The organism is Streptomyces sp. NPDC053665 (assembly GCF_055585285.1).
On sequence record NZ_JBVJKK010000001.1, the window covers coordinates 857,140 to 870,548 of the forward strand.

Genomic DNA, 13,409 nt, shown 5'->3' on the forward strand with positions numbered 1-13,409 from the left:
CCTTTTCACCTGCGCGGACCCCTCCTTCACGTGGGCGGGGGCGCGGTGCGCCGTCCTCAGCGCAGTTCCGCACGGAACGCCGCCGGGGTGCGGTCGGTGTGCTGGTGGAAGAACTTGGAGAAGTTCGCCGCGTCGGGGAAGCCGACCGCCGCGCCGATCCGGCCGATGGGCAGGTCGGTGTGGGCGAGGAGCCGCTTGGCCTCCAGGACGACGCGTTTGTCGATGAACGACTTGGGGGTCTCGCCGGTGGCGGCCCGGACCGCGCGTACCAGGGTGCGGCGGGAGTAACCGAGCGCGTCGGCGTAGGCGCTGACGCTGTGGTTGGAGGCGAAGTCCCGCTCGACGGCGTCCCGGAACAGGGTGAACGTGGAGTCGGAGCGCTGCCGCAGCGCCTCGGCCGAACTGGCCGCGAGGTGCGCGAGCCGCAGCAGGAACGCCGTCAGGCTGTGGCGCAGGACGGCGGTGTGCAGGCTGAGCGGCAGCGTGGCGGTGTCCTCGTACTCGCGTCGCAGCTGGTCCAGGGCGGCCCGCAGACCGGCGAGTTGCGCCGGGTCGGGGTGCAGCAGCGGCGGCAGGTCGTAGCGGTACAGGCCCGTGGCCTCGACGGTGGAGCGCGGCAGGAAGCCGGGTTGCATGGTCAGTGCCGTTCCGCGGTACTCGCTGCCGGGCGAGAAGCGGTGGACCTGCCCGGGGCGGATCCACAGCAGGTCCCCGGCGCCGGCCTCGTACTCGGTGAAGTCGACCATGTGCCGGACCGGGCCCGCGCCGAACAGCAGGACGACGTGGAAGTCGATGCGGTGCACGCGGTCCAGCGGAACACCGGTGGCCCACGCGTCGCCCATCGGCGCGACCTGCACGCCGACGCCGCCGACGCTCAGCTCGACCGGGAAGGGGAACGTCGCGATCCCGTCGCCGCCTTGGGGGGTTCTGTCTGCCATGTCCGCCTCGTGCCGCCCGTCCGCACGACGCGCCGCCGCCCGGTGTCCCACTTTCACCACAGGCTGACACACCGCGACCTTCCCTCGAAAAAGTCAGACTTTTAGTTTTGAACACGTCAGAGCAGAACCTCCGCTTCCCTCGAGGACTTCTTGAAGATGAGCACGCAGACAGCGGACAGCTTCGAATGGACCGAACTCGACCGGCGTGCCGTCGACACCGCCCGCCTGCTGGCGGCGGATGCCGTGCAGCGGGTCGGCAACGGCCACCCGGGCACCGCGATGAGCCTGGCCCCGGCCGCCTACACGATCTTTCAGAAGGTGATGCGGCACGACCCGGCCGACCCCGAGTGGGCGGGCCGTGACCGCTTCGTCCTCTCCCCCGGCCACACCTCGCTGACCCTGTACACGCAGCTGTACCTCGCGGGCTACGAGCTGGAGCTGGACGACCTCAAGGCCTTCCGCACCCAGGGCTCCAGGACCCCCGGCCACCCCGAGTACGGGCACACCGCGGGCGTGGAGACCACCACCGGCCCGCTCGGCCAGGGCGTCGCGAACGCCGTCGGCATGGCGATGGCCGCCCGTTACGAGCGCGGCCTGTTCGACCCGGACGCGCCCGAGGGGGAGTCGCCCTTCGACCACACCGTCTGGGCGATCGTCTCCGACGGCGACCTCCAGGAGGGCGTGTCCGCGGAGGCCTCCTCCCTCGCCGGCCACCAGAGGCTGGGCAACCTGGTCTTCCTCTACGACGACAACCACATCTCCATCGAGGGCGACACCGCGACCGCCTTCTCCGAGGACGTGCTGAAGCGCTACGAGGCCTACAGCTGGCACGTGCAGCGCGTCGTGCCGCGGGAGGACGGCGACATCGACGTACCCGCGCTGTACGCCGCCCTGAAGGCGGCGCAGGCGGAGACCGGACGCCCCTCGATCATCGCGATGCGCACCGTCATCGCCTGGCCCGCCCCGAACGCCCGCAACACCGAGGCCTCCCACGGTTCGGCGCTGGGCGAGGACGAGGTCGCCGCCACCAAGCGACTCCTCGGGTTCGACCCGGAGCGTTCCTTCGAGGTCGCCGACGAGGTGCTGGCCCACACCCGCGGGGCGCTGGACCGGGGCGCGCAGGCCCATGCGGACTGGGACAAGCGGCTCGCCGCCTGGCGCGCCGACCACCCGGAGCGGGCCGTCACGTTCGACCGGGTGAGCAAGGGCGAGCTGCCCGAGGGCTGGGAGGACGCCCTGCCGGTGTTCGAGCCCGGCAAGGCGGTCGCCACGCGTGCCGCGTCCGGCACGGTGCTCCAGGCGCTCGGCGAGGTCGTCCCCGAGCTGTGGGGCGGCTCGGCCGACCTGGCCGGCTCCAACAACACCACCATCGACAGGACCAGCTCCTTCCTCCCGGCGGGCAACCCGCTGCCGGAGGCGGACCCGTACGGCCGCACGATCCACTTCGGCATCCGCGAGTTCTCCATGGCCGCGGAGATGAACGGCATCGCGCTGCACGGCAACACGCGCATCTACGGCGGCACCTTCCTGGTGTTCTCCGACTACATGCGCAACGCCGTACGCATGTCGGCGCTGATGCAGCTGCCGGTGACGTACGTGTGGACGCACGACTCCATCGGCCTGGGCGAGGACGGCCCGACGCACCAGCCGGTCGAGCACCTCGCGTCGCTGCGCGCGATCCCGGGCCTGAACGTCGTCCGCCCGGCCGACGCCAACGAGACCGCCCTCGCCTGGGCCGAGATCCTGCGCCGCCACGGCACCGCACCGGCGCCGCACGGCCTGGCCCTGACCCGGCAGGGCGTGCCGACCTACGAGCCGGACCCGGACGTGGCGCGCGGCGGCTACGTGAGGTTCGAGGCGGAGGGCGGCACGCCCCAGGTGATCCTCATCGCCACCGGCTCGGAGGTGCAGCTCGCCGTCGAGGCGCGCGAACAGCTCCAGGCGGCCGGTGTGCCCACGCGGGTGGTGTCGATGCCGTCCGTGGAGTGGTTCGAGGAGCAGCCGCGCGCCTACCGGGAGAGCGTGCTGCCGCCGTCGGTGACGGCCCGGGTCGCCGTGGAGGCCGGGATCGGCCTGACCTGGCACCGGTTCGTGGGCGACGCCGGCCGCATCGTCTCGCTGGAGCACTTCGGCGCCTCCGCCGACGCCAGGACCCTGTTCGCCGAGTACGGCTTCACGCCCGGGAACGTCGTCGCCGCCGCGCGCGACTCTCTCGCCGCCGCCCGCGGCTGATCCGTTCGCACGAAAGAAGATGATCACTGTGACCGAAGCGACCGCACCCGCGGGAGCCCTGCAGCGCCTGTCCGACGCGGGCGTGTCGATCTGGCTCGACGACCTGTCGCGCCGGCGGATCGAGTCCGGCGACCTCGCCGGTCTGGTGGCGCGGCGGAACGTCGTCGGCGTCACCACCAACCCCTCGATCTTCCGGGCCGCCATCGGCTCCGGCGCGGGCTACGAGGAGCAGCTCGCCGACCTGGCGGTGCGGGGCGTGGGCGTGGACGAGGCCGTCCGGATGCTGACGACCGCCGACGTCCGGGCCGCCGCCGACGTCCTGCGGCCGGTGTACGACGCCACCGGCGGGCGGGACGGCCGGGTCTCCATCGAGGTGGACCCGCGGCTGGCCCACGACACGGCGGCCACCGTGGCCGAGGCCCGGCAGCTGGCCTGGCTGGTGGACCGCCCCAACGTGATGATCAAGATTCCGGCGACACGGGCCGGCCTGCCCGCGATCACAGAAGTGGTCGGAGCGGGTATCAGTGTCAACGTGACGCTGATCTTCTCCCTGGAGCGGCACCGCGAGGTCATGGACGCCTACCTCGCGGGGCTGGAGCGGGCCCGGGCGGCCGGGATCGACCTGTCGGCCGTCCACTCGGTCGCGTCCTTCTTCGTCTCGCGCGTCGACGCCGAGATCGACAAGCGGCTGACGCTGCTGGGCACGGACGAGGCCCTCGCCCTGCGGGGCCGGGCGGCTCTGGCCAACGCCCGGCTCGCCTACGCGGCGTACGAACAGACCTTCGACGGGGAGCGCTGGCAGGAGCTGGAGCGCGCCGGAGCCAACCGGCAGCGCCCCCTTTGGGCCTCCACCGGTGTGAAGGACCCCGCCTACAAGGACACCCTGTACGTGGACGGGCTGGTCGCCCCCGGCACGGTCAACACCATGCCGGAGGCCACGCTGAACGCCGTCGCCGACCACGGCGACGTCCGGGGCGACACCGTCACCGGCGGTTACGACCGGGCCCGCGAGGACCTGGCGGCCGTCGAACGGCTCGGCATCGCATACGACGAGGTGGTGCGGCAACTGGAGGACGAGGGAGTGGCCAAGTTCGAGGTGGCCTGGCAGGAGCTGCTGGACGCGGTCACCAAGTCCTTGAACGACGAGGGAGTTGACGCCGGATGAGCGAGGACATCCACCGGACGGCCGAGCAGGAGACCAAGGGGACCAAGGAGGAGAAGGAGGCCCTGGCCGCCCAGGAGGCGGCGGGGGTCGAGCCCACGGGAGTGGGCGGCGAGGAACGGGCCGCCCCGCCGGCCCGGCGCGCCGACGCCCCCTTCGACAACCCCCTGCGCGACCCGCAGGACCGCCGCCTGCCCCGGATCGCGGGCCCCTCGGGGCTGGTCATCTTCGGTGTCACGGGCGACCTGTCCCGCAAGAAGCTGATGCCGGCCGTGTACGACCTGGCCAACCGCGGCCTGCTGCCGCCGGGCTTCTCGCTGGTGGGTTTCGCCCGCCGGGACTGGGAGGACCAGGACTTCGCGCAGGTCGTGCACGACGCGGTCAAGGAGCACGCGCGCACCCCGTTCCGCGAGGAGGTCTGGCAGCAGCTCGCCGAGGGCATGCGGTTCATCCCGGGCGACTTCGACGACGACTCGGCGTTCGAGCAGCTGCGCTCCGCCGTGGAGGAGCTGGACTCCTCCCGGGGCACCAGCGGCAACTACGCGTTCTACCTCTCGGTGCCGCCGAAGTTCTTCCCCAAGGTCGTCGAGCAGCTGAAGAAGCACAAGCTGGCCGACGCGCCGGAGGGGTCCTGGCGCCGCGCGGTCATCGAGAAGCCGTTCGGCCACGACCTGGAGTCGGCGCAGGAGCTCAACCGCGTCGTGCACGAGGTGTTCGACCCGGAGCAGGTCTTCCGGATCGACCACTACCTGGGCAAGGAGACCGTCCAGAACCTGCTGGCGCTGCGTTTCGCCAACACGATGTTCGAGCCGATCTGGAACCGGTCCTTCGTGGACCACGTGCAGATCACCATGGCCGAGGACATCGGCATCGGCGGCCGGGCGGGTTACTACGACGGCATCGGCGCCGCCCGCGACGTCATCCAGAACCACCTGCTCCAGCTGATGGCGCTCACCGCGATGGAGGAGCCGGCCGCGTTCGACGCCCCGTCGCTGCTCACCGAGAAGCTGAAGGTCCTCAAGGCCGTGCGGCTGCCGCAGGACCTGGGGGCGAACACCGTGCGCGGGCAGTACGCGGCGGCCTGGCAGGGCGGTGCGAAGGTGCGCGGCTACCTGGAGGAGGACGGCATCGACCCCGCCTCCACGACCGACACCTACGCGGCGATCAAGCTCCAGGTGGACAACCGCCGCTGGGCCGGGGTGCCGTTCTACCTGCGCACCGGCAAGCGGCTGGGCCGCCGGGTGACGGAGATCGCGGTCGTCTTCCAGCGGGCCCCGCACTCCCCCTTCGACTCCACGGCCACCGAGGAGCTCGGTTCCAACGCGATCGTCATCCGCGTCCAGCCGGACGAGGGCATGACGGTCCGCTTCGGTTCCAAGGTGCCGGGCACGTCCATGGAGATCCGCGACGTGACCATGGACTTCGCCTACGGCGAGTCGTTCACCGAATCGAGCCCCGAGGCGTACGAACGGCTGATCCTGGACGTCCTCCTGGGCGACGCCAACCTGTTCCCCCGTCACCAGGAAGTGGAAGAGTCCTGGAAGATCCTCGACCCGATCGAGCAGTACTGGGCCACGCACGGCCGGCCCGCGCAGTACGCCTCGGGCAGCTGGGGACCCGAGGAAGCCGACGAGATGCTCGCACGAGACGGACGGAGCTGGCGCAGGCCATGAAGATCGACCTGACCGACACCACGGCAAGCAAGATCAACAAGGCGCTGGTGCAGGGCCGCCGCGCCATCGGCACGCCCGCCGTGGGCATGGTCCTGACGATGGTGATCGTCACGGACGAGGAGAACGCCTACGACGCGATCAAGGCGGCCGAGGAGGCCTCGCACGAGCACCCCTCGCGCACGCTGGTCGTCATCAAGCGGCACGCCCGCACCCCGCGCGACCGCCAGTCCTCCCGGCTGGACGCCGAGGTCCGGGTGGGCGCCGACGCCGGTACCGGCGAGACGGTGATCCTGCGGACCTACGGCGAGGTGTCCGAGCACGCCGACTCGGTCGTCCTGCCGCTGCTGCTGCCGGACGCGCCCGTGGTCGTGTGGTGGCCCATGGACGCCCCCGAGGTGCCCTCCAAGGACCCGCTCGGAGCGCTCGCCCAGCGGCGCATCACCGACCTGTACGCCGTCGGCAACCCCCTGGAGGTCCTGGAGAGCCGGGTGCGCGCCTACGCGCCCGGCGACACCGACCTCGCCTGGACCCGGCTGACGCCCTGGCGGTCGATGCTCGCCGCGGCGCTCGACCAGGCCCGGGAGAAGGTGACCTCGGCGGCCGTGGAGGCCGAGGCCGAGAACCCGGCCGCCGAACTGCTGGCGCGCTGGCTGGAGGCCCGGCTGCACGTCCGGGTCGACCGCGTGGTCACCGCCGGACCGGTCGTCACGGCCGTCCGCCTGGGTACCGGGAACGGCGAGATCGTGATCGACCGCCCCGAAGGACCGCTGGCCACACTGACGCTGCCCGGCCAGCCGTCCCGGACCCTCGCCCTGAAGGTCCGTGCCACCTCCGAACTCATCGCCGAGGAGCTGCGGCGCCTCGACGCGGACGAGATGTACGCCATCGCCCTGAACGGCGAGGCAACCGAGGAGACCCCTGCCCATGTCTGACTCCCCCGCCGGCACCCCCCGGCTCACCGCGCGGCCCGAGTGGACCGCCCTGGCGGAGCACCGCGCCGACGCCCTGCCGCAGCCGAGCCTGCGCGAGCTGTTCGCTGCGGACCCGGGGCGCGCCGAGCGCTATGTCGTGCGCGTCGGTGACCTGCGCATCGACTACTCCAAGCACCTCATCACGGACGAGACGCTCGCCCTGCTGCGGGAACTGGCCGTGGCGACGGACGTGTTCGGGTTGCGGGACGCCATGTTCCGCGGTGAGCGGATCAACACCACGGAGAACCGGGCCGTGCTGCACACGGCGCTGCGCGCCGCGCGGGACGCGGTGGTCGAGGTCGACGGCGAGAACGTGGTGCCGGGTGTGCACGCCGTGCTCGACAAGATGGCCGACTTCGCCGGGCGCGTGCGCTCGGGGGAATGGACCGGGCACACCGGCAAACCGATCCGCAATGTCGTCAACATCGGCATCGGCGGCTCCGATCTGGGCCCCGCGATGGCCTACGAGGCGCTGCGGGCGTTCACCGACCGCGAGCTGACGGTGCGTTTCGTGTCGAACGTGGACGGCTCCGACCTGCACGAGGCCATCCGGGACCTGGATCCGGCCGAGACGCTGTTCATCGTCGCCTCGAAGACCTTCACCACCATCGAGACCATCACCAACGCCACCTCGGCCCGTTCCTGGCTGCTGGCCGGGCTGGGCGACGACAAGGCCGTGGCCCGGCACTTCGTGGCCCTGTCGACCAACAGCGAGAAGGTCGCCGGCTTCGGCATCGACCCGGACAACATGTTCGAGTTCTGGGACTGGGTGGGCGGCCGCTACTCCTTCGACTCCGCGATCGGCCTGTCGCTGATGATCGCCATCGGCCCGGACCGCTTCCGGGAGATGCTGGACGGTTTCCGCATCGTCGACGAGCACTTCCGCAACGCCCCGGCCGAGGCCAACGCCCCGCTGATCATGGGTCTGCTGGGCATCTGGTACGGCAACTTCCTCGACGCCCAGTCGCACGCCGTCCTGCCCTACAGCCACTACCTGTCGAAGTTCACCGCCTACCTCCAGCAGCTCGACATGGAGTCCAACGGCAAGTCCGTGGACCGTGCGGGCGAGCCGGTCGCCTGGCAGACGGGACCGGTGGTGTGGGGCACGCCGGGCACCAACGGGCAGCACGCCTACTACCAGTTGATCCATCAGGGCACCAAGCTGATCCCGGCGGACTTCATCGGCTTCGCCCGGCCGGTCGCCGAGCTGAGCGAGGAGCTGAAGGCCCAGCACGACCTGCTGATGGCCAACTTCTTCGCCCAGACCCAGGCACTCGCCTTCGGCAAGACACCCGAGGAGGTGCGCGCCGAGGGCGTGCCGGAGGAGCTGGTGGCGCACAAGACGTTCCGGGGCGACCACCCCACCACCACGATCCTGGCCACCGAACTGACCCCGTCCGTGCTGGGCCAGCTCGTCGCCCTCTACGAGCACAAGGTGTTCGTCCAGGGCGCGGTGTGGAACATCGACTCCTTCGACCAGTGGGGCGTCGAACTCGGCAAGGTCCTCGCCAAGCGCGTCGAACCCGCCCTCACCGAGGGCGCGCACGTCCCCGGTCTCGACCCGTCCACGGCCGCGCTGGTGGCCGCCTACCGCAATCTTCGGGAAGTGAACTGACATGCAGATCGGTCTTGTGGGTCTCGGCAAGATGGGCGGCAACATGCGCGAGCGCCTGCGCAACGCCGGCCACACGGTCGTCGGCTACGACACCGACCCCGAGAAGTCCGACGTCGCCGGCCTGGCCGAACTGGTCAACGCGCTGGAGGCGCCCCGGACCGTCTGGGTCATGGTCCCGGCCGGCGGTGCCACCCAGCACGTCATCGACCAGCTGGCGGGCCTGCTCAAGCCGTACGACACGGTGGTCGACGGCGGCAACTCCCGCTGGACGGACGACGAGAGGCACGCCGAGGAGCTGGGCAAACGCGGCATCGGCTTCGTCGACGCGGGTGTCTCGGGCGGCGTGTGGGGCCTGAAGAACGGCTACGCGCTGATGGTCGGCGGCGAGAAGGAGACCGTCGACCGGCTGCAGCCGATCTTCGACGCGCTCAAGCCGGAGGGCCCCTACGGCTACGTCCACGCCGGCCGGGTGGGCGCCGGGCACTTCGCCAAGATGGTCCACAACGGCATCGAGTACGCCATGATGCAGGCCTACGCCGAGGGCTGGGAGCTGCTGGAGGCCGTGGACTCGGTGGACAACGTCCGCGAGGTGTTCCGGTCCTGGCAGGAGGGCACCGTCATCCGCTCCTGGCTGCTGGACCTCGCGGTCAACGCCCTCGACGAGGACGAGCACCTGGAGAACCTGCGCGGCTACGCCCAGGACTCCGGCGAGGGCCGCTGGACCGTGGAGGCGGCGATCGACAACTCCGTCCCGCTGCCCGCCATCACCGCCTCGCTGTTCTCCCGGTTCGCCTCGCGGCAGGACGACTCGCCGCAGATGAAGATGATCGCGGCGCTGCGCAACCAGTTCGGCGGGCATGCCGTCGAGTCCGCGAAGAAGGCGTAGGCGTGGGCGATCTGCTGCTGGTCCGCCACGGCGAGACGGAGTGGAGCCGGAGCGGACAGCACACCAGCTTCACCGACCTGCCTCTCACCCCGCGCGGTGAGAAGCAGGCGGCGTCGCTGGCGCCGCTGCTGGCGGACCGCTCCTTCGCCCTGGTCCTCACCAGCCCGCTCGGCCGTGCCGTGCGCACCGCCGAGCTGGCGGGGGTGACCGGGGCGGAGCGGGACGCGGACCTGCACGAGTGGTACTACGGCGCCTACGAGGGCGTCACCACCGAGGACATCCACCGCACCCGCCCCGGCTGGGATCTGTGGACCGACGGCGGCCCGCCCGGGCCCGACGGCGAGCCGGGCGAGTCCCCGCAGGAGGTCGGCGCCCGCGCCGACCGGGTGCTGTCCCGGGTGACGGACGCGCTGCCGGGCGGCGACGTGCTGCTGGTGGCGCACGGCCACTTCCTGCGCGTGCTGACCGCCCGCCGGCTGGGCCTGCCCCCGGCGGAGGGCCGGCTGTTCCGGCTGGAGACGGGCACGGTGTGCCGGCTGTCGACGGAGCACGGCCGTCCGGTCGTCGCGGAGTGGAACACCCGGCCGTGACCCCCTCTCGCCGGAGGCGCACCACCGCCTCCGGCGAGACGCCCTTCGTCGGGACCGGGCAGGCCCCTTCGCCCCCACCGATCGGCCGGCGCCCAGGACGGTGCCCGGTCCCGGGGCCGTGAGGGAGAAAAGCCCGCCCGAGCTGGGTAGGCCGGTTCCGACCTCGACGGACGCGACGGAGGAGGAGCGATGGCACAGCTGCGGCAAGAGGTCGGACCGGAGGCGGCGGGGCTGGATCCGCGGGCCCTGGACCGGCTGGACAAGCACCTCGCCCGCTTCGTGGACGCGGGACGTCTGCCGGGCTTCCTGCTGTCCGTGGCCCGCGGCGGGCGCGTCGCCCACCTGACCACCCACGGCCTGCGCGACATCGCGGCCGGGCTCCCCGTCGAGCCGGACACGCTGTGGCGCGTCTACTCGATGACCAAGCCGGTCACCGCGGTCGCCGTGCTGCTGCTCGTGGAGGAGGGCCGGCTCTCCCTGGACGACCCGGTCGCCACCCACCTGCCGGCCTTCGCGAACCCCCGGGTGTACGTCGGCGGATCCGGCCCCGACGTCACGACCCACCCGGCCGACGGCCCGATCCGCATCCGGCACCTGCTGACCCACACGGCGGGCCTGACCTTCGGCTTCTACCACGCCCACCCCGTCGACGCCCTGTACCGCGCGGCGGGTCTGGAGTCGTCGGTGCCGCCGGGGGCCGACCTGGCCGAGACGATCGAGGTGTACGCGAGCCTGCCGCTGCAGTTCGAGCCCGGCACCCAGTGGAACTACTCCGTGGCCGCCAACGTCCTGGGGCGGGTCGTCGAGGTGGTCTCCGGGCAGCCGCTCGACGCGTTCTGCGCCGAGCGGATCTTCGGCCCCCTCGGGATGACCGACGCGGGCTTCCACGTCACGGACGAGCAGGCCCCCCGGCTGTGCGAGATGTACGGGGAGAAGGAGGGCGGCGGCATCGAACCGGCCCCCGGACTGCCGTTGCGCGGCCGGCCCCGCTTCCTCTCCGGCAGCGGCGGCATGGTGTGCACGGCGTACGACTACCACCGCTTCATGGAACTGCTGCGCCGCCGGGGCGAGGTGGACGGTGTGCGCCTCCTGGCCCCGGCGACGGTGGGCCTGATGACGCGCAACCACCTGCCCGGCGGCGCCGACCTGCGTGCCTTCGGCAGCCGCCCCGCCCACGACGAACCGGGCAACGACGGCATGGGCTTCGGCTTCAACTGCTCCGTGGTGATCGACCCCGCCCGCACCCGGGTCCCGTCCGGGCCCGGTGCCTACGGCTGGAGCGGGGTGGCCACGACGACCTTCTGGGTCGACCCGGGGCGCGACCTTACGGTGCAGTTCATGTCCCAGGTGCGGCCCAGGACCTCGCACACGGTCTTCCAGGACCTCAGGCGGCTCGTCCACGAGGCCCTGGCGGACTGAACCGCCGGCGGCCGCCCGTCCGCCGGGTGCCCGTGTCACTCCTCCCGGTCGAGGCCGTGCGCGCGCACGGCCTCGCGGAAGCGGTCCAGGCAGCGCCCCCATGGCCCGGACACGCCGAAGTCGAGCAGGAGGGGCAGGAGAGCCGCCGAGAAGTCGGTGCTGGACTCCAGCGGCAGCAGCGAGGGCAGGTTGTCGATGGCGATGAGGTCCAGCGGCGGGGTGTCGCGCAGCCGGCGGGCGGGCGCGTCCCAGTCGGTGGTCTCGTCGTAGACCGGCAGGACGTTCAGCGGTGAGCCGACGTCGCAGGTCACGTCGCACAGCGTGCGCAGGCGCCGGCCGGGGTCGTCGAGGTCCTGCTCGCGGACGAAGGGCGGGACGGGGGTGGTGGCGAGCACCGCGTTCACCATCACGTCGTGCCGGAGCAGCGCCGGGCGGTCCAGGTCCCGGGTCTCGGCCAGGTCCCAGCAGGTGGGGTCGGTGCCGGCCGCCGCGAAGGCCAGGCGGGCACCGCGTCCGCTGCGCCCGAGCGCACCGACGACCAGTGCGGTGAACTCCTCGTCGCCGGCAGCGGGTTCCAGCCTCTCGTCGAGTTCCTTCTTCGTCGTGGGCGTCAGCGGCGCCCGCAGCCGCCCCCGGTGCTGCAGGACGGCCAGGGCGGCCCCCAGGTACCCGGCCCAGAAGCCGAAGGCCGCCAGGCGCCGCCCGGTGTCGTCGACCAGGTACTCCAGGTCGTACAGCGCCCCGCCCCCGGCGGTGAAGCGGCGCAGCAGCCCGGCCGCCTGGGGCTGACCCTTGTAGGCGTGACCGAAGAAGACGTGCCGGTGGGTCAGCTCGGCCGGCTCGTCGGGCAGTTCCTTCAGTCCGAGCACGACGGCGTCCGGGGGCGCCGACACCCAGGAGCCGGCGGGTGCCACCCGGCAGCCGGCCGCCGCGTAGTCCTCGATCGGGAAGACGCGCTGCGGGGACTCCTCGACGGTCAGTGCCGCACCGTTCCCGACGAGCCGCCGGGCGTCGTCGGGAACGATCGGTGTGCGTCGCTCGGTCGTGCGGGCCTCGTGGCGCAGCCACAGGTGGAGCTCGGTCATACCGGGTGGGCCTCCGGACGTGAGGTGCCGGCCGCGGCGAGGCCGGCGCTCAAGGGGCGGACGTCCACGAAGCGTACGCGGCCGGGCCGCCGGTCGCGTGCGGATCGAACCGGGTTGCCCGGCGTGCCCGGGCCCCGCCCGTCCGGCCGGTCAGGAGGAGCTGACCACCGCGTCCAGGTGGGGCAGGTGGTGGTCCAGCCGTTCCCGCTTGGTGCGCAGGTAGGTGATGTTGCTCTCGCACGGCGGGATCAGCAGCGGCACCTGCTCGGCGACCGCGATGCCGTGGTCGACCAGTGCCTCCCGCTTGCGCGGGTTGTTGGACATCAGCCGGACCGAGCGCACGCCCAGGTCGTCGAGGATGCGGGCGGCCACCCCGTAGTCGCGGGCGTCGACCGGCAGACCGAGGGCGAGGTTGGCCTCCACCGTGTCCAGGCCCTCCGCCTGCAGGGCCATGGCGCGGAGCTTGGCGAGCAGGCCGATGCCCCGGCCCTCGTGCCCTCGGAGGTAGACCACGACCCCGGCGCCCTCCGCGGCGACCGCGCGCAGGGCCGCGTCCAGCTGGTCGCCGCACTCGCAGTGCTGGGAGCCGAACGCGTCACCGGTCAGGCATTCCGAATGCAGACGGACCAGGACACCGTCCGTGCCTATCTCACCGTGGACGAGGGCCACCTGTTCGTCCCCGCGGTCGTGGTCGAGATAGCCGACGGCCTGGAATTTCCCGTAGACGGTGGGCAGGGGGGCATTCACGACGCGTTCCACGCCGGTCCGCTGCGGGGACTTCTTGCCGAGTACGCCCATTTTTTCTGTCATGATTCTCGAGTTCCTAAGCAGAGACGAA

Annotated in this window: 11 protein-coding genes; 8 read left to right on the forward strand and 3 right to left on the reverse strand. The window is 72.0% G+C overall.

All coding sequences use genetic code 11. The annotated features are described in order from the left end of the window. Nucleotides 1–56: 56 nt before the first annotated feature. The gene (locus ACZ6ZN_RS03705) at nt 57–938 is read right to left on the reverse strand and encodes a helix-turn-helix domain-containing protein (protein ID WP_451877041.1); all 882 of its coding nucleotides are present in this window, start codon (nt 936–938) and stop codon (nt 57–59) included. Between the two features lie 156 nt (nt 939–1,094). On the opposite strand from ACZ6ZN_RS03705, the gene tkt reads away from it, so the two are divergent. The 8 genes from tkt to ACZ6ZN_RS03745 all read left to right on the forward strand — a co-directional run bounded on the left by tkt (nt 1,095) and on the right by ACZ6ZN_RS03745 (nt 11,486). After that, nucleotides 1,095–3,170 carry a transketolase gene (tkt, locus tag ACZ6ZN_RS03710; RefSeq protein ID WP_469642812.1) on the forward strand — a complete coding sequence of 692 codons (2,076 nt, stop codon included), beginning with the start codon at nt 1,095–1,097 and terminating at the stop codon, nt 3,168–3,170. Nucleotides 3,171–3,189: 19 nt separating this feature from the next. Beyond that, the gene (gene tal / locus ACZ6ZN_RS03715) at nt 3,190–4,335 is read left to right on the forward strand and encodes a transaldolase (RefSeq protein WP_451877043.1); all 1,146 of its coding nucleotides are present in this window, start codon (nt 3,190–3,192) and stop codon (nt 4,333–4,335) included. After that, nucleotides 4,332–6,005 carry a glucose-6-phosphate dehydrogenase gene (gene zwf, locus ACZ6ZN_RS03720; protein WP_398107909.1) on the forward strand — a complete coding sequence of 558 codons (1,674 nt, stop codon included), beginning with the start codon at nt 4,332–4,334 and terminating at the stop codon, nt 6,003–6,005. The genes tal and zwf overlap by 4 nt, the downstream gene beginning before the upstream one ends. Beyond that, nucleotides 6,002–6,937: a glucose-6-phosphate dehydrogenase assembly protein OpcA gene (gene opcA, locus ACZ6ZN_RS03725; protein ID WP_398107910.1), complete on the forward strand. Its 936-nt coding sequence runs from the start codon at nt 6,002–6,004 to the stop codon at nt 6,935–6,937. The genes zwf and opcA overlap by 4 nt, the downstream gene beginning before the upstream one ends. Next, nucleotides 6,930–8,591 (forward strand): glucose-6-phosphate isomerase, encoded by a 1,662-nt coding sequence (gene pgi, locus ACZ6ZN_RS03730; RefSeq protein ID WP_469642815.1) that lies wholly within the window; start codon nt 6,930–6,932, stop codon nt 8,589–8,591. The genes opcA and pgi overlap by 8 nt, the downstream gene beginning before the upstream one ends. Before the next feature lies 1 nt (nt 8,592). Further along, complete coding sequence (gene gnd, locus ACZ6ZN_RS03735; protein ID WP_398109373.1) at nt 8,593–9,477, forward strand: phosphogluconate dehydrogenase (NAD(+)-dependent, decarboxylating); 885 nt, start codon at nt 8,593–8,595, stop codon at nt 9,475–9,477. A gap of 2 nt (nt 9,478–9,479) precedes the next feature. Then, nucleotides 9,480–10,067 carry a histidine phosphatase family protein gene (locus ACZ6ZN_RS03740; RefSeq protein WP_398109374.1) on the forward strand — a complete coding sequence of 196 codons (588 nt, stop codon included), beginning with the start codon at nt 9,480–9,482 and terminating at the stop codon, nt 10,065–10,067. Nucleotides 10,068–10,256: 189 nt separating this feature from the next. Further along, a complete protein-coding gene (locus ACZ6ZN_RS03745) occupies nt 10,257–11,486 on the forward strand; it encodes a serine hydrolase domain-containing protein (protein WP_469642818.1) in 1,230 nt (409 codons plus the stop codon). A gap of 35 nt (nt 11,487–11,521) precedes the next feature. Here ACZ6ZN_RS03745 and ACZ6ZN_RS03750 read toward each other — a convergent pair whose 3' ends face one another. Continuing rightward, a complete protein-coding gene (locus ACZ6ZN_RS03750; protein WP_469642820.1) occupies nt 11,522–12,571 on the reverse strand; it encodes a saccharopine dehydrogenase in 1,050 nt (349 codons plus the stop codon). A gap of 150 nt (nt 12,572–12,721) precedes the next feature. Further along, on the reverse strand, nt 12,722–13,381 hold the full coding sequence (gene ribA / locus ACZ6ZN_RS03755; protein ID WP_451879528.1) for a GTP cyclohydrolase II: 660 nt from the start codon (nt 13,379–13,381) through the stop codon (nt 12,722–12,724). Between the last annotated feature and the right edge of the window lie 28 nt (nt 13,382–13,409).

What these genes read in the sequence shown, in the direction of transcription:
- ACZ6ZN_RS03705 (WP_451877041.1), bottom strand. Translation starts at nt 938, where the DNA reads ATGGCAGACAGAACCCCCCAAGGCGGCGACGGGATCGCGACGTTCCCC.
- tkt (WP_469642812.1), top strand. Translation starts at nt 1,095, where the DNA reads ATGAGCACGCAGACAGCGGACAGCTTCGAATGGACCGAACTCGACCGG.
- tal (WP_451877043.1), top strand. Translation starts at nt 3,190, where the DNA reads ATGATCACTGTGACCGAAGCGACCGCACCCGCGGGAGCCCTGCAGCGC.
- zwf (WP_398107909.1), top strand. Translation starts at nt 4,332, where the DNA reads ATGAGCGAGGACATCCACCGGACGGCCGAGCAGGAGACCAAGGGGACC.
- opcA (WP_398107910.1), top strand. Translation starts at nt 6,002, where the DNA reads ATGAAGATCGACCTGACCGACACCACGGCAAGCAAGATCAACAAGGCG.
- pgi (WP_469642815.1), top strand. Translation starts at nt 6,930, where the DNA reads ATGTCTGACTCCCCCGCCGGCACCCCCCGGCTCACCGCGCGGCCCGAG.
- gnd (WP_398109373.1), top strand. Translation starts at nt 8,593, where the DNA reads ATGCAGATCGGTCTTGTGGGTCTCGGCAAGATGGGCGGCAACATGCGC.
- ACZ6ZN_RS03745 (WP_469642818.1), top strand. Translation starts at nt 10,257, where the DNA reads ATGGCACAGCTGCGGCAAGAGGTCGGACCGGAGGCGGCGGGGCTGGAT.
- ACZ6ZN_RS03750 (WP_469642820.1), bottom strand. Translation starts at nt 12,571, where the DNA reads ATGACCGAGCTCCACCTGTGGCTGCGCCACGAGGCCCGCACGACCGAG.
- ribA (WP_451879528.1), bottom strand. Translation starts at nt 13,381, where the DNA reads ATGACAGAAAAAATGGGCGTACTCGGCAAGAAGTCCCCGCAGCGGACC.